18 protein-coding genes are annotated in these 18,053 nt (G+C 68.2%); 4 read left to right on the top strand and 14 right to left on the bottom strand.

The genetic code is table 11. The features are described from left to right. The first annotated feature begins 14 nt into the window (after window positions 1–14). Window positions 15–2,255, top strand: a complete 2,241-nt coding sequence (locus EJ903_RS03920) for a PAS domain-containing sensor histidine kinase (protein WP_126612318.1) — start codon at window positions 15–17, stop codon at window positions 2,253–2,255. Window positions 2,256–2,387: 132 nt separating this feature from the next. Here the strand turns inward: EJ903_RS03920 and moaE are convergent, their stop codons facing one another. From moaE to EJ903_RS03960, 8 genes are all read right to left on the bottom strand, one after another. Then, window positions 2,388–2,840 (bottom strand): molybdopterin synthase catalytic subunit MoaE, encoded by a 453-nt coding sequence (gene moaE / locus EJ903_RS03925; protein WP_126612319.1) that lies wholly within the window; start codon window positions 2,838–2,840, stop codon window positions 2,388–2,390. Between the two features lie 4 nt (window positions 2,841–2,844). Further along, window positions 2,845–3,096 carry a molybdopterin converting factor subunit 1 gene (gene moaD / locus EJ903_RS03930; protein ID WP_126612321.1) on the bottom strand — a complete coding sequence of 84 codons (252 nt, stop codon included), beginning with the start codon at window positions 3,094–3,096 and terminating at the stop codon, window positions 2,845–2,847. A gap of 15 nt (window positions 3,097–3,111) precedes the next feature. Next, window positions 3,112–4,365, bottom strand: a complete 1,254-nt coding sequence (gene moeA, locus EJ903_RS03935; RefSeq protein ID WP_126612323.1) for a molybdopterin molybdotransferase MoeA — start codon at window positions 4,363–4,365, stop codon at window positions 3,112–3,114. A 50-nt stretch (window positions 4,366–4,415) separates the two neighbouring features. After that, on the bottom strand, window positions 4,416–5,066 hold the full coding sequence (locus EJ903_RS03940) for an HAD hydrolase-like protein (RefSeq protein WP_126612327.1): 651 nt from the start codon (window positions 5,064–5,066) through the stop codon (window positions 4,416–4,418). Further along, window positions 5,063–5,566 carry a molybdopterin-guanine dinucleotide biosynthesis protein B gene (gene mobB, locus EJ903_RS03945; RefSeq protein WP_126612329.1) on the bottom strand — a complete coding sequence of 168 codons (504 nt, stop codon included), beginning with the start codon at window positions 5,564–5,566 and terminating at the stop codon, window positions 5,063–5,065. Before mobB ends, EJ903_RS03940 begins: the two co-directional genes overlap by 4 nt. Window positions 5,567–5,581: 15 nt before the next feature. Further along, window positions 5,582–6,187: a CDP-diacylglycerol--glycerol-3-phosphate 3-phosphatidyltransferase gene (gene pgsA, locus EJ903_RS03950; protein WP_126612331.1), complete on the bottom strand. Its 606-nt coding sequence runs from the start codon at window positions 6,185–6,187 to the stop codon at window positions 5,582–5,584. Window positions 6,188–6,265: 78 nt separating this feature from the next. Beyond that, window positions 6,266–8,212 (bottom strand): excinuclease ABC subunit UvrC, encoded by a 1,947-nt coding sequence (uvrC, locus tag EJ903_RS03955; RefSeq protein ID WP_126612333.1) that lies wholly within the window; start codon window positions 8,210–8,212, stop codon window positions 6,266–6,268. A 472-nt stretch (window positions 8,213–8,684) separates the two neighbouring features. Then, window positions 8,685–9,455: an SDR family oxidoreductase gene (locus tag EJ903_RS03960; RefSeq protein WP_126612335.1), complete on the bottom strand. Its 771-nt coding sequence runs from the start codon at window positions 9,453–9,455 to the stop codon at window positions 8,685–8,687. A 57-nt stretch (window positions 9,456–9,512) separates the two neighbouring features. Between EJ903_RS03960 and EJ903_RS03965 the strand changes: the two genes are divergently transcribed. The 3 genes from EJ903_RS03965 (at window position 9,513) to EJ903_RS03975 (ending at window position 11,094) form a co-directional block, all read left to right on the top strand. Beyond that, a complete protein-coding gene (locus EJ903_RS03965; RefSeq protein WP_246015168.1) occupies window positions 9,513–10,388 on the top strand; it encodes a hypothetical protein in 876 nt (291 codons plus the stop codon). Between the two features lie 141 nt (window positions 10,389–10,529). Further along, a complete protein-coding gene (locus tag EJ903_RS03970; protein WP_126612337.1) occupies window positions 10,530–10,709 on the top strand; it encodes an RSP_7527 family protein in 180 nt (59 codons plus the stop codon). A 196-nt stretch (window positions 10,710–10,905) separates the two neighbouring features. Next, complete coding sequence (locus tag EJ903_RS03975) at window positions 10,906–11,094, top strand: hypothetical protein (RefSeq protein WP_126612339.1); 189 nt, start codon at window positions 10,906–10,908, stop codon at window positions 11,092–11,094. Window positions 11,095–11,233: 139 nt separating this feature from the next. Here EJ903_RS03975 and EJ903_RS03980 read toward each other — a convergent pair whose 3' ends face one another. The 6 genes from EJ903_RS03980 to EJ903_RS04005 form a co-directional block, all read right to left on the bottom strand. Next, window positions 11,234–11,941, bottom strand: coding sequence for an SDR family NAD(P)-dependent oxidoreductase (locus EJ903_RS03980; protein ID WP_126612341.1), 708 nt, complete (start codon window positions 11,939–11,941; stop codon window positions 11,234–11,236). An 86-nt stretch (window positions 11,942–12,027) separates the two neighbouring features. Continuing rightward, entirely contained in the window at window positions 12,028–13,470 is a 1,443-nt protein-coding gene (gene purF / locus EJ903_RS03985) for an amidophosphoribosyltransferase (protein WP_126612343.1), read from the bottom strand. Between the two features lie 86 nt (window positions 13,471–13,556). Continuing rightward, window positions 13,557–14,246: a CvpA family protein gene (locus EJ903_RS03990; RefSeq protein ID WP_126612344.1), complete on the bottom strand. Its 690-nt coding sequence runs from the start codon at window positions 14,244–14,246 to the stop codon at window positions 13,557–13,559. A 12-nt stretch (window positions 14,247–14,258) separates the two neighbouring features. After that, window positions 14,259–15,665, bottom strand: coding sequence for a DNA repair protein RadA (radA, locus tag EJ903_RS03995; RefSeq protein WP_126612346.1), 1,407 nt, complete (start codon window positions 15,663–15,665; stop codon window positions 14,259–14,261). 122 nt (window positions 15,666–15,787) lie between these two features. Further along, window positions 15,788–16,414: a hypothetical protein gene (locus EJ903_RS04000; RefSeq protein ID WP_126612348.1), complete on the bottom strand. Its 627-nt coding sequence runs from the start codon at window positions 16,412–16,414 to the stop codon at window positions 15,788–15,790. Beyond that, window positions 16,411–17,943, bottom strand: coding sequence for an ATP-binding protein (locus tag EJ903_RS04005; protein WP_126612350.1), 1,533 nt, complete (start codon window positions 17,941–17,943; stop codon window positions 16,411–16,413). The genes EJ903_RS04000 and EJ903_RS04005 overlap by 4 nt, the downstream gene beginning before the upstream one ends. Between the last annotated feature and the right edge of the window lie 110 nt (window positions 17,944–18,053).

The raw sequence follows: 18,053 nt of genomic DNA on the forward strand, positions 1-18,053 counted from the left end.
TCAGGGGGTTGGGCATGGAGCGTGCCGAAACGATTGATTGGCGCGCGGTGTTCGCCGCGACCCCTGCGCCGACCTGCATCGTGAGCAGCGACGGCAGCGTGATCGAGGGGAACGCTCCCTTTGCCGCGCTGGTCGGTCATCCGGTTGATGAATTGCCCGGTGCCCGCATCGACTCGGTTCTGACCATCGACGGCGGCGTGTGGGCCACCGCAAACGCCGGTTCGGCCCGCAGCGGCGTGGCCTTCCTGCGCGCCGTGGACGACAGACCCGGCCTGCCCTACACCCTGTCGCCGCTGCCAAACGGCATGTCTCTGCTGTGGTTGAGCGATGTGGCCGACGAGCATTGCGTCATTTGCAAGGTCTTCTCCAGCCGCGACAAATTCCGCACCGCGATTGACGACCAGTCGGAGGTCATCGTCCGCATCGACGCGGATTTCCGGGTGACGCTGGTCAACCGTGAATTCGCCGCCCTGTTCGATGAACCGCCTCGCGACCTGATTGACCGCGACCTGCGTGATCTGATGCCATCCGTTTCGGCGGACTCGCTGGCCACCTTCGTCGCCCAGGCCAGCCCCAGCGCCCCCACCTCCTCGGCGGAAGAAGCCTGGCCAACCGGTCGAGCCGGCCCGGACCGCTGGTTCAGTTGGCGGCGTTACGCCGTGTTCGACGCCACCGGACGGTTGACGGCGGTCCAGGCGGTGGGGCGTGACACCACACAGCGCCGTGTGGCGGAGCAGGAGCGGCTACGGTTGGTGGCCATGATCGCCCGCAGCCCGGTGATCGGATTGGGTTGGCGCATGGATGGCCGGATGCCGATCGACTACGCGGCGGGCAACCTCGGCGGTCTGGGTCTGACGCGGGATCGCTTGCTCGATCCGGCCACCGGTCTGCTCGATCTCGTTCACCCCGATGATGTTCCGGCCTTGCGCGCCTGGGTCATCACCTGCCCTGACCCCGACAGCCCGGATCCGCACGCGGCCCCTCCCCTGACCTTCCGGGTGCCGACCGGAACCGGGGAACGCTGGTTGACCTTGAGCGGCTGGCGCAGCGGAACCGGGCGGATGGAAGGGGTCCTGACCGATGTGACCGAACAGCACGACCACGCCCGCGCGATGCACGAACGCGAACGCCGTTTTCACGCCATCATCAACAGCGCCAGTGATTTCATGGGTTTGCTGACGCCCGACGGGGTGTTGATCGAGGCCAACGACGCGGCCCTCCGTTACGCCAGGGTCGAGGCCGCCGATGTGTTCGGGCGGCCATTCTGGGACACACCCTGGTGGCACAACTCGACCGACGTTGATCTTCTGCGGGCCGGTCTGTTGCGGGCAGCGGCGGGGGAGGCCATCCGCTTCGAAACCGTGCACCGTCCTCTCAACCAACCGTCGATCCACGTGGATTTCAGCCTGCGCCCGATGCACGACTCCAGCGGTGCGGTCAGCTTCCTGATCGCCGAAGGGCGGGAAATCACCCGCTACAAACACGCCGAAGCCGAATTGTTGAGCGCCAAGCAACTGGCGGAGGCAGCAAACCGCTCCAAAACCCAATTCCTGGCGGTGATGAGCCACGAGCTGCGCACCCCCTTGAACGCCGTGTTGGGCTATTCCGAGGTGATCCAACGCGGCCTGTTCGGTCCCATCGGCAATGACCGTTACGCCGGTTACATCGACGCCATCCACAATTCCGGCCAGCATCTGCTGAACATCACCGACGAGATCCTGGAAATCTCGCGCATTGAACTGGGCGTGGTCGAATTGTTCGAGGAGGTCGTTACCGTCAGCGATCTTATGGCCCGGTCCAGCGAATTGCTGGCCACCCGCGCCGCCGCCGCCGGGATCACCCTGAGCCTGGACATGGACGATGACCTGCCCCGTTTGCGCTGCGACGCCCGGCGCGTTGTTCAGATTCTGGTGAATGTCGGGGCCAACGCGATCAAATTTTCCCCCTTCGGCGGGCGGGTGCGACTGGAAGCGCGCCACCATGCCAAGCCTCCGACCAGCATGGCGGGGCTTCTGTTTGCCATCCACGACACGGGAACCGGCATTCCCACCGCCGATCTTGACAAGGTGTGGGAACCGTTCGGTCAGGCGGGCAACGCCCACATCAGCGGCGCGGGCGGCGTTGGTTTGGGCTTGGCCATCACCAAGGCGCTGGTCGAGGCCCATGGCGGTTCCGCCCAGTTGCGCAGCGAACCGGGGAAAGGGACCACCGTAACGTTGGCGTTCCCCGAAAGCCGGTGTGTGCACGACGAATAACGGCCCAGCCTTTCCGTTCCGGCCACCGGCCCCCTTGCTTCGGCCCTATCGACGAACAGGATTGCGCCCTTCAAGCGGCATGGCATCACCCGCGCCCAAAAGACCGCCGTCGCCTGCTTTCCAGGCGAAATGTCAAGACGCCCAGCGCGCGGCGGCCGCGTCGTCGCTCTCCTTGGCCGCGACCCAGCGCTCGCCCTCCGGGGTGGCTTCCAGCTTCCAGAAAGGGGCTTTGGTTTTCAGCCAATCCATCAAGAAGCGGCAGGACTCGAACGCGGCGTCACGGTGGGCCGACGCGGTGGCGACCAGCACGATGCGGTCGCCCGGCTCCAACCGGCCATGGCGGTGGATGATGAGCACGTCGTCCAACGGCCAGCGCCGCCGGGCCTCCGCCTCGATCGCCTCCAACTGCTTTTCGGTCATGCCGGGGTAATGCTCCAGCGTCATGGCGCTGACCGGCTGGCCACCCGCCATGTCGCGCACCAACCCGACGAACAGCGCCACCCCGCCGATGGCGGTCTTGCCCCGCGTCAGCGCCGCGTGTTCGGTGCCAACGTCGAAATCCTCCGCCTGGACCCGGACCGTCACGGCCTCAGCCCCCCGTCACCGGTGGGAACAGCGCCACCTCGTCGCCCGGCGACAGCGGATGATCGTAGGGGACATGCTCCTGATTGACCGCGACCTTGACGACCTTGCTGTTGGCGAGCGCGTCGGCGTGCTGGGGGCTGCGGGTTTTCAGCCAGTCGACCAGCGCGCCGACCGTCGCAACCCCGGCGGGCGGCTCGACCGTTTCGCTGGCCACACCGATCTTGGTCCGCAACCAGGCGAAATAGAGAATCTTCATCACCGAACCTCTTGCTCACGAAACCGCGTTGAAGGGCAGAAAATCGACCAGCATGCCCGGTTCCACCCGCGCCAGATCCTCCGGCAACTCCACCAGCCCATCGGATTCGACCAGGGAGGACAGCACCCCGGCCCCCTCGCGCGGGTGTTTGACGACGCACAGCGCGCCGTCCGCGTCGCGCCGGACCGAGGCGCGCAGATACTCGCGCCGTCCGGGTTTCTTCTTGTGGGCGAAGGCGGCGCGCAGCGGGTAGAGCGTCGGCGCGTCGTCCGCCGCGCCCATCAGGCGCAGCAAAATCGGGCGGGCGATGCGCAGGAAGGTGACGACCACCGCCACCGGGTTGCCGGGCAGACCGACAAACACCGCCTCCCCCACCCGGCCCAGCGCCACCGGTCGGCCCGGCTTGATCGCCAGCCGCCACACATCCAACCGGCCCGTCGCCTCCACCGCCGCCTTGACGTGGTCCTCCTCCCCGGTGGACATGCCGCCGGAGGTGATGAGCGCGTCGTGACTGCGGGCGGCCTCGGCCAGCCGGTCGCGGATGACCGCCTCCCGGTCGGGCAACAGCCCGAGATCGGTGACGGCGCAGCCCAGCCGGGCCAGCAGCGCCATCAGGGAATAGCGGTTGGCGTCATAAACCGCCCCGGCGGGAAGCGCGCTCCCCGGTTCCCGCACCTCGTCGCCGGTGGAAAACACGGCGACGCGCAGCCGCGCGCGCACCGCCACGTCGCGACGGCCCAAGGAGGCAAGCAGGCCGATGTCCTCGGGCCGCAAGCGCCGCCCGGCGGTGAGCACCACGGCCCCCCGCGTCACATCCTCCCCGGCCAGACGGCGGTTCACGCCGCGCCGGATGCCCGGCGGCAGGGTGACGACGCCCTCCTCCGCCCGGCAATCCTCCTGCATGAACACGGTGTCCAGCCCGGCGGGCATCGGCGCGCCGGTGAAGATGCGCACCGCCTCCCCCGGCTGGGCCGGGCGCGGCAAGGCTTGCCCCGCCGCCACCCGCGCCGTCACCGGCAGTCGGGTCGGCCCGTTGGGATCGAGATCGTCGAAGCGGACAGCGTAGCCATCGACCGCCGCGTTGTCGTGCGGCGGCACGCTGAAGGGGGCGACATGGTCGGCGGCCAGCGCCCGGCCAAGCGCATCGGCCAAGGCGACGCTTTCCACCCCCGTCACCGGGCAAACCCGTTCGGCCAGCCGCGCCAGCGCCCGGTCCACCGTCATCATCTCGCCGCCGAAGGCGAAGCAATCGTTGCTGAGCTGAACCATGATGCGGGCAGTCTAGTCCGCCCGGCCCGGACCTGCGAAGGGGGAAAAGGTCACAGGCGAAAGGCGTCGGCGATCCGTTCCACCCGGTCGAACATGTGATCAGGGCGGCGAGCGGCCAGCGCGTCGGCGCTGGCGTAGCCCCAGGTGACGGCCCCGCAGGCGATGCCGACGCGACGCGCGGCCTCGATGTCACGGGTTTCGTCGCCGATGGCGAGGGCGTGATGCGGCGGGATCGTCAGCGCGCGCAACACCTGGCGGAACTTCGCCGGTTTGCCGAACAGCGAGGCCCCGCAGGCCAGATGCGTCACCAGCGCCGACAGATCCGGCCCCAACACGCGGCGGATGTTGTCCGGGGAATTGGAGCTGACCACCGCGATCACCACCCCGCGCGCGTGCAGCGTCCGCAGCAGATCGGGAACGCCGTCGAACAGGGCGATGGCGTTGATGTCGCTGGCCATCAGGGCGCGCATGTGGCGGGCGATGAAGGGCAGCTTCCACAGCGGAACGCGCAGGTGACGCAGCAGGCTGCGGGTGTCGCAGCCACGCAACCGCTCCTGCTCCTCCGGTCGCACCGGGCGAAAGCCGTAGCGCGCCGCCACGCCGTTGAGAACCGAGACGAACCAGGGGAAGGAATCCGCCAGCGTGCCGTCAAAATCAAAAATCACCAGACGGGGCGGCGTGGGCGGTTGCGGTGGGATCATCCCCCCAGCCCACACCGCGCGACGACAAAGGCCGCCACCGCGTCGGCGTCGTTCAGGTTCAGCACCGGGACCGGGCTGTCCGGCACCGGGCCGTCGCTGGCCACCGCAACGATCCGGGGGTCCTCCGCCGCGATCAGCGGCTTGCCGACCTCGGCGCGCCAGACCTCGATCTTTTCGTGGGGTTCGCGCTTGAAGCCCTCGATCAGCAGCAGATCGACCGGTGACAGCTTCGCCATCAGGTCGGGCAGGGTCAGTTCGGGTTCATCGTCGCGCAGTTCGTGCATCAAGGCCCAGCGACGCGGCGAGCTGACCAGCACCTCGGTGGCCCCGGCCATGCGGTGGTTGTGGCTGTCCTTGCCGGGATGGTCGATGTCAAAGCCCTTGTGGGCGTGCTTGACGGTGGACACGCGCAGGCCGCGCGCCGTCAACGCCGGGATCAGGCGGACGATCAGCGCGGTCTTGCCGCTGCCGCTCCAGCCGGTCAGTCCAAACACTTTCATCGGGGGCGTTCCAGATCAGCCGACGCGGTGGGCGGTGGGAGATGGCGAAGCCTTTTTCGGGGCCTGCTCGGCCATCATGTGGGTCAGGCCCGCGCGCATGTAATCCCACCCGGTGTAGAAGGTCAGCGCCGCCGCGATCCAGATGCCGAAGGTGCCGACGAAGGTGACGGGAAACTCCGCCGGGCCGTAATCGCCGACGATCAGGAAGCCCAGGGCCAGCATCTGGATGCCGGTCTTCCATTTCGCCAGCCACGTCACCGGCACGCCGACGTGCAGCCCGGCCAGATACTCGCGCAGGCCGGACACCAGCACCTCGCGCAGCAGGATGACCACGGCGGGCAGGATCGACAGGCCGTTCAGCCGGTCAAACCCCACCAACATGATCAGCGTGGCCGCCACCAACAGCTTGTCGGCGATGGGGTCCAGGAACTTGCCGATGACGCTTTCCTGCGCCCAGGCGCGGGCCAGATAGCCATCGAACCAATCGGTGATGCAGGCGGCACCGTACAGCGCGCAGGCGGTGTAGGCCGCCCAGGCTTCCGACACATAGAACAACCCGACGACCGGCGGGATCACCGCGATGCGCGACAAGGTCAGCAGGTTGGGCAGGCTGGTCAACATGGTCGGAGACTCGAACCGCTGGTGGGGGCCGCTGGAGGCTGGCCGCTGAAAGGTGCGTGGGCACCGGGCGGGCGCATTCTAACCGTCGGGATGGAAGTGGTCGTATATCTTTTTTGCAACGGTTCGGCTGACTCCCTCCACCGCCTCCAGATCGGCCAGCCCGGCCCGCGCCACCGCCGCCCCGCTGCCGAAATGGTGCAGCAGCGCTTTCTTGCGCGCCGGACCGATGCCGGGGATCTCGTCGATGGGGGATTTGCCGATGGCCTTGGTCCGTTTGGCCCGGTGGGTGCCGATGGCAAAGCGGTGCGCCTCGTCGCGCAACCGTTGCAGGAAATAGAGAACGGGGTCGCGCGGCTCCATCTGGAAGGGCGCGCGGCCTTCGATCAGGAAATGCTCGCGCCCGGCGTCGCGGTCCGGCCCCTTGGCGATGCCGACCAGGGTCACGTCGTCGATTCCCAGCTCGGCGAACACCTCGCGCGCAACGTTCAACTGGCCGATGCCGCCATCGATCAGCACCAGATCGGGCCAGCTTCCCAGCGTGCGTTCGGGGTCCTCCTTGATGGCGCGGCCGAATCGGCGGGTCAGCACCTCGCGCATCATCGCGAAATCGTCGCCAGCCGCCCCTTCGGTGCGGATGTTGAACTTGCGGTAGGCGTTCTTGATGAAGCCCTCCGGCCCGGCGACGATCATGGCGCCGATGGCGTGCGCGCCCTGGATGTGGGAGTTGTCGTAGACCTCCACCCGCTCCGGCGGCGAATCCAGGCCGAAGACGTCGGCCACCCCCTCCAGCAAGCGGGCCTGGGAGGAGCTTTCGGCCAGCCGCCGCCCGTGCGCCTCGCGCGCGTTGGTCAGGGCGTGGTCGACGATGCGCCGCTTCTCCCCGCGCTTGGGTTCGACCAGCTCGACCTTGTGGTCGGCGCGCAGGCTCAGCGCCTCCGTCAGCAACTCCAGTTCGGGCAGCGGGTGGCTGACCAGCACCAGCGGCGGCGCGGCCTTGTTCTCGTAGAACTGGGCGATGAAGGCGGCCAGCACCTCCTCGATCTCGGCGGTCTTGTCGTGGCTGGGGAAATAGGCGCGGTTGCCGTAATTCCGCCCGCCGCGAAAGAAGAAGACCTGGATGCAGGTCAACCCGCCCTCGCTGTGGGCGGCGACGACGTCGGCGTCCTCCACCACCCCTTCGACGTTGATGTCCTGGTGGGCCTGGATGGCGGTGAGCGCGCGGATGCGGTCGCGGTAGCGCGCCGCCGTTTCGAAATCCATGGCGTCGGACGCCGCCATCATCTGGGCGACGAACTCCGTCTGGATGTCGCGGCTCTTGCCCGCCAGGAAGTCGCGGGCCTGCCCGACCTGGGCCTGATACTCCTCCGGCGAGACGCGGGCCACACAGGGCGCGGTGCAGCGCTTGATCTGGTATTGCAGGCAGGGCCGCGTGCGCGAGGCGAAGACGGTGTCGGCGCAACTGCGCAGCAGGAAGGCGCGTTGCAGCGCGGTGATGGTGCGGTTGACCGCCCCGGCCGACGCGAAGGGGCCGAAATAATCCGCCTCCCGCCCGCGCGCCCCGCGATGCTTGGTGAGCTGCGGGTAGTCGTGATCCTTGGTGATCATGATGTGCGGGAAGGTCTTGTCGTCCCGCAGCAGCACGTTGTAGCGCGGGGCCAGCCGCTTGATCAGGTTGGATTCCAGCAGCAGCGCCTCGACCTCGGTGTGGGTCGTGACGAACTCCATGGTTTCGGTTTCCGACACCATGCGCTGAAGGCGAATCGGCAGCTTGGCGACCTGGGTGTAGTTCGTCACCCGGCGTTTCAGGTTGCGTGCCTTGCCGACGTACAGCACCGCGCCGTCGCCCGCCAGCATCCGATAGACGCCGGGCGTTTGCGGCAGGGTTTTCAAATGCTCGCGGATGATCTCCACCCCGCGCGCCAGATCGGCGGGGCGGCGGCGCGCGCGCGGGGCGGCGGGGGCAGGATCGGGGGCCGCCCCGGGCGGGGTGTCGGGGGGGAGGTCGGAGGGATGCGTTGCGGACATGGCCCGACTGTCGTCGAGGCGCTGCCTGCGGTCAACCACCCGACGCGGATCCGCTGCGCATCGGGGACCTGCCGCCCGAGCCGCCACGCCGACTCACCCCTTTTCCCCCGCCCGCAAGACTATCCACGATTCCTGTGGATAAGTGTGTCGATAACATTGGGCCGAACCCCCTGGAACCCAAGCGGCGCAAGGGTTCGCGTGCCTATGCACAAAAAATAGGCATTTATGCTAACCCATTGATTTCTCTTGGTCAGCCCCGAGTCAAGCGGGGGAAATGACGCTGCGGCACAAAAATGTCATTGACCGCAAACGCCCTCTTGCAAGGGGCTGGGCACCTGTGTAAAACGCGCGGTCCTTTTCAAGCCTGGGCACAGATCACCCCAATCAAACCCCTCCACCTGTCACCGGCGGCGGTTGGGATGGCGTGTGTCCACGACGCAACGTTGGGGCATGGATCGCGGGACATCGGACGCTATTCGACCGGGACGAAGCCATGCGCGGGCTGCGCCCATCCCAGATGCTCCCCGCCATCCAGGGCGATCATCTGGCCGGTCATCGCCGGGGCGTCGATCAGGAAACGGACGGCCGCGCAGATCTCCGCCGGGGTCGTTCCCCGCCGCAACGGGGTGGCGTCCCACTGGGCGGCAAAGTCGGCCTCCGTCTGGCGTTCGTTGCGCAGGGTCGGGCCGGGGCCGATGCCGTTGACGCGGATGCGCGGGGCCAGGGCCTGCGCCATGCTGCGGGTCAAGGCCCACAGCCCCATCTTGGACAGGGTGTAGGACAGGAAATGCGGGGTGGGGTTCCACACCCGCTGATCGAGCAGATTGACGATCAGGCCGCGCTCGTCGGGCGGCAGATGGGCGGCGAAGGCCTGCGACAGCACAAAGGGGGCGCGGAGGTTGGCCTCCATATGCGCGTCCCAACTGGCGCGGGTGGCGTCCTCCACCTCGTCGCGCTCGAAGCGGGAGGCGTTGTTGACCAGCAGGGTCAGCGGGCCAAGACGCTCGACGGCGGCGGGGACCAGGGTTTGCACCTCCGCCTCGCAGCCGAGATCGGCGGGCAACGCGACGGCGTCCCCGCCCTGGCCGGTGATCTCCGTCACCACCTCCGCCGCCGCGCGGGCGGAGCGGTGGTAATGCACGGCGACGGCCCAGCCCTGGGCGGCGAGATCGAGCGCGATGGCCCGACCGATGCGTTTGCCGGCCCCGGTGACGAGGGCCGCTTTCCTCTTGATCTCAACCATGCCGCCATAGGTACCTTGCCACCGGCGCGGGTCAAGGGGGATGGAAGGAAAACCGGGATGTTGCGCGAAGCCTTTGAGTATTGGACCACCCCATGCCGCCCGCAGGCCCGCCGCCTGGGCTATCTGGCCGAAGCGGTGGCGCTGGGCGCACGGCACCGCCGCCAGCGGCTGGGGTGGGAGCCGCACGCCGCCGCCTGCCGCCGCTTCATCACCCAGGCGGCGGCGCTGGCCCCGGCGGGCGGGCGGGCGGCGGTGATCGGGTCGGGGCTGTTGATCGAAATCCCGCTGGACGCCCTGCGCGCCCGGTTCGACGAGGTTCTGTTGATCGACATGGTCCACACCCGCAGCGTCCGCCGACGCACCGCCGGGATGCCCAACGTCCGGCTGATCGAGTTGGATGTCACCGGCGCGCTCGACGCGCTGGATGCGGCGCTGACGGCCAAGGCCGGGGCGCTGCCCACCGGCTTCGCCCCGCCCGCCCTGCCCGGCCCGCGCGCCGAGGGGGCACCCAACGGAGCGCCACTGTCCTTTGCGGTGTCCTGCAACCTGCTGTCCCAATTGCCCCTGATGCCGCTGGACGCCATCGACCGGCGCGCGCCGACGATTCCCGACGCGGAGCGGCTGGCCTTCGCCCAGCGGTTGGCCACCGATCATCTGCGCTGGCTGGCCGGGCTGGCGACGCGGGCCGCCCTGTTCAGCGACACCGAAAGCCTGTGGATCCGCAACGGCGTGGTAGAGGAGCGGGAGGACTCCCTGTGGGGCCTGTCCCTGCCCGCCCCGGACGCCGAATGGCTGTGGGACATCGCCCCCGCTCCGGAGCAGGAGCGCGACCGCGACCAGCGCCACCGGGTGGGCGGCTGGCTGGATGTCAGCGGTCTGGTCAATCATCCAATGGCGAACGATCCAAACCGCAACAGACCGCCGCGCGATTGATTGGGCAAACGGATGCCGGACGCGGGGGGCGGCGATGCGCGATGCGCGTTTCTTGGGGCAGTCCTGTTGTCCTATCTTGATGTCAGAAACAAGAAAGTCCTGGGAGGGGACGTCTCTCAATCCTTGAGGAGATTTCCCGCCATGTCCTTCCAAGCCCCCCAATACGAGCGCGATCCCCGCAGCTACGACGAGATCATGCTCGCCGCCCGCCAGATGCGCGCCGACTACATGCGTCACCTGTTCGCCAAGCTGCGCGCGTCTCTGTTCGGCAGCAACACCGACCTCAACCACGGCCCGGCCCTGACGCCCCACGCGCGTTGATTGGCGACGCGTCCGCGCCGGTGTCGGTCGGTGTGTCCTGTCAGTGTTCCCCGTTTGGGACCTTCCCCGTCGGACCTTCTCTGTCTGGGGCGTTCCCTGCGGCGGTGTTTCCTGCTAGACCGTGATGGATCGGGGTTGGCGCTGTTCACCGCCGCGCCGCCCGACCCGTCATCCTATCTTTGCAAGGAACTTCGCGTTGTCTCAGCTCCACACGGGCCGAACCTATGAACTCCGCGACACCCCGGAACGCCTGATGAGCGTCTGGCCGGTGGTGCGCGACACCGACCCCAACGCCGTGATCGTCACGGCGGCGGGCGACAACATCGGCGTGATCGGCACCAACAACCGCGACGCCATGCAGAAGGGCAAGGACGCCCTGGGCTGACGCCTGAGCGCCACGCACAAAGACAAGGGCGAAGACGGTCGGCCACCAGGCCGCTGTCTTCGCCCCTTTTGTTGGTGCAGTTGGCTTTGTTGCTGCGCTCCGGGCGGTGCCGATGCCCCACCCGGTCAGCGCCGCCGCGTCATTGCGCCGAAACGATCTCGCCATGCTTGGTGCAGGCGACCTCGGCCAGATCGACGAACGCGCCGGTGATGGCCTCCGGCTGGGTGATCGTGGTGGGATCCTCGCCCGGAAAGGCCTGGGTGCGCAGCTTGGACGCGACGACGCCGGGATCGAGCAGATTGACCCGCAACGGCGACCCGGCGATCTCCATGGCGTAGGTCTTGACGATCATCTCCAGCGCCGCCTTGCTGGCCCCATAGGGACTCCAGTAGGGGTACGGGGCCTTGGCCGCCGCCGAGGTGACGAAGATCGCCCGACCGGCGTCGGAGGTGCGCAACAGGCGGTCCAGCGACCGGATCAGCCGGTAGTTCGACGTCACGTTCAGATCCATCACCCGCGACCACAGCTTCGGATCATATTGGGCGATGGGGCCGAGCGCCTCCAGCGCACCGGCGTTGCTGACGAGAATGTCGAGCTTCCCGAACCGCTCGTAGATCGAATAGCCAAGCTGGTCGATCTTGTCATAGTCGCGCAGATCCAGCGGGACCAAGGTGGCGTTGCGCCCGGTGGCGGCGAAAATGGCGTCGTCCACCTCCTCCAGCCCGCCGACGGTGCGGGCGGTCAGGATGACGTGCGCGCCCTCGGCGGCGAAACGCTTGGCGACGGCGGCACCAATGCCGCGCGACGCGCCGGTGATGAGAGCGGTGCGGCCGGACAAACGGGACATGGATCGACGCTCGACTGATGGGGACAGAAAACACCCCCTCCGCCCAATCGAATGAAGGGATCGGGCGGAGGAGGAACCGAACAGGGTTAGGCGCGAACGGGCACAGCCGGATCGGGGCTGTCCAGCGCGTCGGTCAACGCGATGGGGTATTCGCCGGTGAAGCAGGCGTCGCAATAGCTGAGCTTGGTGGGATCGCGCTTCTCCTCGCCCATCGCCCGGTACAGGCCGTCGAGCGAGATGAAGGCCAGGCTGTCGGCCTGGATGAAGTCGCGCATTTCCTCAACGCTCATGCGGTGCGCCAGCAGCTTGCTCTGCTCCGGCGTGTCGATGCCGTAGAAGCAGGGGTGCGAGGTCGGCGGGCTGGAAATGCGCATGTGCACTTCGGCGGCCCCGGCGGCGCGCACCATCTCGACGATCTTCTTGGAGGTCGTGCCGCGCACGATCGAATCATCGACCAGCACGACGCGCTTGCCCTCGATCATCGCGCGGTTGGCGTTGTGCTTCAGCTTCACGCCCAGATGGCGGATCTGGTCGGTCGGCTCGATGAAGGTGCGGCCAACGTAATGGTTGCGGATGATGCCGAGATCGAACGGCACGCCCGCTTCCTGGGCGTAGCCCAAGGCGGCGGGAACACCGCTGTCGGGAACCGGCACGATCACGTCGGCGGGCACCCCGGCCTCGCGCGCCAGTTCACGGCCGATGCGCTGGCGGGCCTGATAGACGGAGGTCCCCTCCATCACGCTGTCGGGACGGGCGAAATAGATGTATTCGAAGATGCAGAAGCGGCGGCCCTGCGGCTGGAACGGCCGCATGCTGTGCACGCCGTCGGCGTCGATGACGATCATCTCACCCGGCTCAACGTCGCGGATCAGCTCCGCGCCGACGATGTCGAGCGCGCAGGTCTCGCTGGTCAGGATGTGCACGTCGCCCAGCTTGCCGAGCACCAGCGGGCGCACGCCCAGCGGGTCGCGCACGCCGATCACCTTGTTGGCGGTCAGGGCCACCAGGGAGAAGGCCCCCTCGACCTGCCGCACCGCCTCGATCAGGCGATCGACCGGCGAGCCGCCGCGCGCGGTCGCCATCAGATGGACGATCACCTCGGTGTCGGTGGAGGACTGGAACAGGCAGCCCCGGCGGACCAGCTGGCGGCGCAGGGTCTGCGCGTTGGTCAGGTTGCCGTTGTGGGCCAGCGCGAAGCCGCCGAATTCGAAATCGGCGTAAAGCGGCTGGACGTTGCGGATCGAGGTGTCGCCGGTGGTGGCGTAACGGACGTGGCCGATGGCCGACGCACCCTTCAGCTTGGCGATGATCGCCTCGGAGCTGAAATGGTCGCCCACCAGACCCAAGGTGTGCTGAAGGTGGAACTGGCTGCCGTCGAAGCTGACGATGCCCGCCGCCTCCTGCCCGCGATGTTGCAGGGCGTGCAGCCCCAGCGCGGTGATGGCGCCCGCTTGCGGGTTGCCGTAGATCCCGAACACGCCGCACTCTTCGCGCAGCTTGTCGTCGTCAAACGGATGCGTCGTCAGCATCTCAGAAGTCCTTACGTTAAACGCGCCCCGTGGCGGGAGCGCCGTCAGCGGGCGTCAGCACGAAAAAGAAGGTCGGGCGGCGCAACTCATCGCGCGTTGTTTTGGATCAGCCGTTCAAGGTCGCCGCGTTCGCGGTCCTTATAACCGGTATCGGGTGCCGGTGCACCCCCGGTCTTCGAAGGGCTGGGCACCGGCGTGGACAGGCGGTCCAGCGCCTCCTTGGCCTCGATCGCCTGTTTGGCGCGGTCGCGCGCCATGTCCAGTTGTCCCAGGCTGTCCTTGCGCAGATTTTCCGGGACGATCTGATAGACGAACGCCGCGCCGGTGGCCAGGAAGGGCCGGGTCTTGGCGTTCTGCAACCAGGCCGGATGCTCGTTGGTGTTGGGGACCAGCCAGACGAACAGCAGATAGGCGATCGACACCAGCGCCGCGCCCTTGGCCAGGCCGAAGACGAAGCCGAGCGACCGGTCGAGCGCCGATAGGCTGGAATTCTGCACCCCGCGCGACAGCGACCGCCCGATGATGGTCAGCACGATCAGCGCGACGATGTAGATGCCGATGGACGCCACGGCGTAGGCCAGCATCTCGAACTTGATGCGCTGCTGGACCAGCGGCAGGACATAGGGCAAGGCGTACAGCGTCGCCACGCCCGCCCCGGCCCAGGACGCGACCGACAGCACTTCGGCCACCATGCCACGGGTGAAGGCCAGCAGGGCGGCCAGCAGCAGCACGGCGATGACGGCGGCATCCGCCGGATTGACGGGAAAATTCTCCATGGCCTTACGCTCTCAATCCTCGTCGCGATGGCGCGACCGCTGCGGCCGCGCGCCCGGCTGGAACAGCGGCATCAACTCGCCCAGATGGTGGAGTTCCACCGTCTTCAAACCGTTGTCGCCGCGCCCGCCCCGCGTTCCCGTTCGTCTAGCCGGAAAAATCGCGGAGGAAAAGCCCAGCTTGGCGGCCTCCTTCAATCGGGTGTCGCTTTGACCGACGGCGCGCACCTCGCCCGACAGGCCAAGCTCGCCAAAGACCACGGCGTCGGCGGGGACCGGCTCCCCGGTCAGCGACGACACCAGGGCCGCCGCCACCGCCAGATCCGCCGCCGGTTCGGTGACGCGCAGGCCGCCCGCCACGTTCAGATAGACGTCGTTGGCCCCGATCTGCACGCCACAGCGGGCCTCCAGCACCGCCAGCACCATGGCCAGACGCGCCGAATCCCAGCCGACGACCGCGCGGCGCGGCGTGCCCAGCGGCGAGGGTGCGACCAGCGCCTGCACCTCCACCAGCACCGGGCGGGTGCCTTCCATGCCCGCGAACACCGCAGCGCCCGACACGTCGCCGCGCCGTTCGGCCAGAAACAGGGCCGACGGGTTGGCGACCTCGCCCAGCCCGGCGTCGCCCATCTCGAACACGCCGATCTCGTCGGTGGGGCCGAAGCGGTTCTTCACCGCGCGCAGAATGCGGAACTGGTGGCCGCGCTCGCCTTCGAAATACAGCACGGTGTCGACCATGTGTTCGAGCACGCGCGGCCCGGCGATCATGCCTTCCTTGGTGACGTGGCCGACCAGCAGCAGAACGGTCCCGCGCCGCTTGGCGACGCGAATCAGCTCCTGCGCGCTGGCGCGGACCTGGGCCACCGTGCCGGGGGCGCTGTCCAGACTGTCCACATACATGGTCTGGATCGAATCGATGACGATCACCTCCGGCCCGTTGCCCTCGTCCAGCGAGGCGACGATGTCGCGCACGTTGGTGGCCGAGGCCAGCGACACCGGGGCCGCCGCGCAGCCCAGACGCTGGGCGCGCAACCGCACCTGATCCACCGCCTCCTCACCCGAGACATAGGCGCAGCGGTGGGCCTGCGACAGCCGCGCCATCGCCTGGAGCAGCAGGGTGGATTTGCCGATGCCGGGATCGCCGCCGATCAAAATGGCCGAGCCGGGAACCAGACCGCCGCCGCACACCCGGTCAAACTCGGCGATGCCGGTCTTGCGGCGCGGCGGCGCGCTGCTGACGCCGTCCAGCCCGACAAACTCCAACCGCCGCCCGCGCCCGGCCCCCAACCCCTTGGGGGCGGACTCCGGGGCTGCCTCCTCCACCAGGCTGTTCCACTCGCCGCAGGAATCGCACTTGCCCGCCCATTTGGGAAAGGAGGAGCCGCAAGCCTGGCAGACATATCGGGTGGTGGGCTTCGCCACAGCGGTGGTGATCCTGCGCGGGGTCTGGGAAACGCCCCCTCATATAGCAAGCCGCCCGCCGGATTCCTACGCCGGATGGCGCAAGGCTCCGGTGAGGATTCCGGTGGCGGCGGCCCCTTGGGTCAGTGCACGGACACCTGATGGGTCAGGAAATGGATGGCCGGTCCGCCAAAGCGCGGTTCGACGCGGGCGTTTTCGACGAACCCCTTGCGCAACAGCAGCGCGGCGACGCGGGGGTCGGCGGTTTCGATCGCGATGTTGGGATGACGCTCCAGGGTCTGGTTGATGATCTGGATGCCGGAGCGCCCCTTTTCCTTGGCGGCACCGACGAAGACGCCGTGGGCAAGGTGGCGCAGACCGACATGGCCCTGGGACAGCGCCTGCTCCATCGCCCACATCCGATGCACCCGCCGCCAGGAACAGGCCCGGACCACCGCCGGGATCAGGCGGCTGAGGGTGAGCCAGGAGAAATGATGGTCGGCCTCCACGCTGCGCCCGATCACGGCGCAGGCCTCCGCCCCCGGTGTCAGGTAGAACAGCGCGCCGGACTCGGCGATGGCCCCCAGATAGATCCGCAGATAGTCGGCGATGGCCGCGTCGCGGCGGTCGTCCTCGCGGAACACCCAGGCGTTGTGCGGCTCCCGCCGGAAGGCCTCGACCAGAATGGCGATCACCCGCTCGTCCGGCGCGGTCAGGACTTCCAACCGGTCGGCGCTGGCCGGGGTGTCGGTGGTGGGCGGGATGGTCATGGCGTCGGCTCCTGCGGGACGGTGTCCGGGAAGGAGGCCCCAAAGACCTCCCGGTCGATCCGCCGCCGTTCGGCGACGACATGGTCGTACAGCGGACGGCAGGCGGTGGCGATGCGTTCCCCGGCCAGATCGGGAATGACGTTGTTCAGATACTGGTAAATCAGGGTGTCGCCGCCGGGTTCCGGCGCGTTGGGAAACACCCCGGCGATGCTGAAGCCCAACCGTTCGATGGAGTCCGCCATCACGGCGGTGGCCGGATCGCCCAAGGGCAGTTCCAGCAACACCGTGGCGACGCCATCGGCGCAGAAGCGGCGCAGGAACCCGGCGATCACCGCCACCGCGTCGCGGCCATAGACCTTGACCGTCATCAGCACATGCCCCCAGGCCAGCAGACCGCTTTCGACCGTCAGTTCGGTCGGCTGGTCGGGGATCGCCACCGCAGCCGGGTCCGCGAGCGTCACCGGCTCCCCGGTGGCGGTCAGGATGTCGGCGATCACGTCGCGATGCCGGGCCGGGGCGTAGACCGTGCGCGGCGGACCCGGATGGAATGGGATGTAGAAGGCGACCTCGGACTGACGGACCGCCCCGCCGCCGGACGAGCCGGGGGTCAGCTCCCACTCGGTGCTGACGCTGGCGAGGTGAACATGGATCGGCACGCCGCCGAACCGCAGCGCGCCGCGCTGGGACACGGTGTGCGCCGTCACCGCGTTGGCGAGCGCGCCCAGGCAGCCGCGTTCCCGCGCGATGTCGTTCAGGGCCTGCAACAGGCGCTGAACCAAAATCGGGTTGCCGCGCGCCACCGGGGCGACCACCAGATCCGTGGCCTCCGGTGCGTGGGGCAAGCTGGAGAAATCAAGGCAACTGTGGCCGACGACCGTCCCGGACTCGTCCAGCGCCACCACGCTGGCCATCAGGCCGTCGGCGTTGCGGCGCACCAGTTCCGGCGGGTCATACAGGTGATCGTCCGGCTTGGTGTAGCCGTAGGCCAGCCACGCGCAGCGCGCGACACCGGGCGCGTCCACCGGACGGAAGGGGCGCAGGTCGATTTGGGAACGGCGAGCGGCCTTGCCATCCGCCGCCGGGGCGATGTCTTCCGGAGCCTCCAGAACGGTCAATGGCTGGCCGGGCAGACGGAAGCGCAGATCGAAGCGCTTGCCTTGCCGTCCGAGATTGCGGAACTCCGCCTCGTCGCAGGATTTCCAGGCGAGATGAAGGCCAAGACCGCGCAGATCGGGATCCTCGACCGAATAGGGAACCGCCTCCGTCGGGTCAAAGGGCAGGCCCCAATCCTGAACCTGCACCGAAAACACCGCGCCATCGACGCGGGCCGACACCCGGATCACCCCCAGCTCATTGGCCGGGTAGGCGTGATGGACCGAATTGACCACCACCTCCTCCACCACCAGTTCCAGCCGGGCACGCTTTTCCGGGGCAAGCCCCAACCGGTCGGCGGCGGCCAGACAAGCGGCCTGCGCCACGGCCACGGCGTGTTCACGGTTCGGCAGATCCAGTTGGAACAACTCCGCCATCGCATTCCCTTTCTGCGGTGCACGAACGGACCCTGCCACAGGCAACCGCCGACGGGGAGGCGAAATTCGCGGGACTCCTGCCAAGCCGGGCCGAGTGTGGTAAAAGCACG

Source organism: Azospirillum griseum (assembly GCF_003966125.1).
GTDB classification, from domain to species: Bacteria; Pseudomonadota; Alphaproteobacteria; order Azospirillales; family Azospirillaceae; genus Azospirillum; species Azospirillum griseum.

What these genes read in the sequence shown, in the direction of transcription:
- EJ903_RS03970 (WP_126612337.1), top strand. Translation starts at nt 10,530, where the DNA reads ATGTCCTTCCAAGCCCCCCAATACGAGCGCGATCCCCGCAGCTACGAC.
- moaD (WP_126612321.1), bottom strand. Translation starts at nt 3,096, where the DNA reads ATGAAGATTCTCTATTTCGCCTGGTTGCGGACCAAGATCGGTGTGGCC.
- EJ903_RS03965 (WP_246015168.1), top strand. Translation starts at nt 9,513, where the DNA reads ATGTTGCGCGAAGCCTTTGAGTATTGGACCACCCCATGCCGCCCGCAG.
- pgsA (WP_126612331.1), bottom strand. Translation starts at nt 6,187, where the DNA reads ATGTTGACCAGCCTGCCCAACCTGCTGACCTTGTCGCGCATCGCGGTG.
- mobB (WP_126612329.1), bottom strand. Translation starts at nt 5,566, where the DNA reads ATGAAAGTGTTTGGACTGACCGGCTGGAGCGGCAGCGGCAAGACCGCG.
- EJ903_RS03920 (WP_126612318.1), top strand. Translation starts at nt 15, where the DNA reads ATGGAGCGTGCCGAAACGATTGATTGGCGCGCGGTGTTCGCCGCGACC.
- EJ903_RS04000 (WP_126612348.1), bottom strand. Translation starts at nt 16,414, where the DNA reads ATGACCATCCCGCCCACCACCGACACCCCGGCCAGCGCCGACCGGTTG.
- moeA (WP_126612323.1), bottom strand. Translation starts at nt 4,365, where the DNA reads ATGGTTCAGCTCAGCAACGATTGCTTCGCCTTCGGCGGCGAGATGATG.
- purF (WP_126612343.1), bottom strand. Translation starts at nt 13,470, where the DNA reads ATGCTGACGACGCATCCGTTTGACGACGACAAGCTGCGCGAAGAGTGC.
- EJ903_RS03960 (WP_126612335.1), bottom strand. Translation starts at nt 9,455, where the DNA reads ATGGTTGAGATCAAGAGGAAAGCGGCCCTCGTCACCGGGGCCGGCAAA.
- EJ903_RS04005 (WP_126612350.1), bottom strand. Translation starts at nt 17,943, where the DNA reads ATGGCGGAGTTGTTCCAACTGGATCTGCCGAACCGTGAACACGCCGTG.
- EJ903_RS03940 (WP_126612327.1), bottom strand. Translation starts at nt 5,066, where the DNA reads ATGATCCCACCGCAACCGCCCACGCCGCCCCGTCTGGTGATTTTTGAT.
- EJ903_RS03990 (WP_126612344.1), bottom strand. Translation starts at nt 14,246, where the DNA reads ATGGAGAATTTTCCCGTCAATCCGGCGGATGCCGCCGTCATCGCCGTG.
- EJ903_RS03980 (WP_126612341.1), bottom strand. Translation starts at nt 11,941, where the DNA reads ATGTCCCGTTTGTCCGGCCGCACCGCTCTCATCACCGGCGCGTCGCGC.
- uvrC (WP_126612333.1), bottom strand. Translation starts at nt 8,212, where the DNA reads ATGTCCGCAACGCATCCCTCCGACCTCCCCCCCGACACCCCGCCCGGG.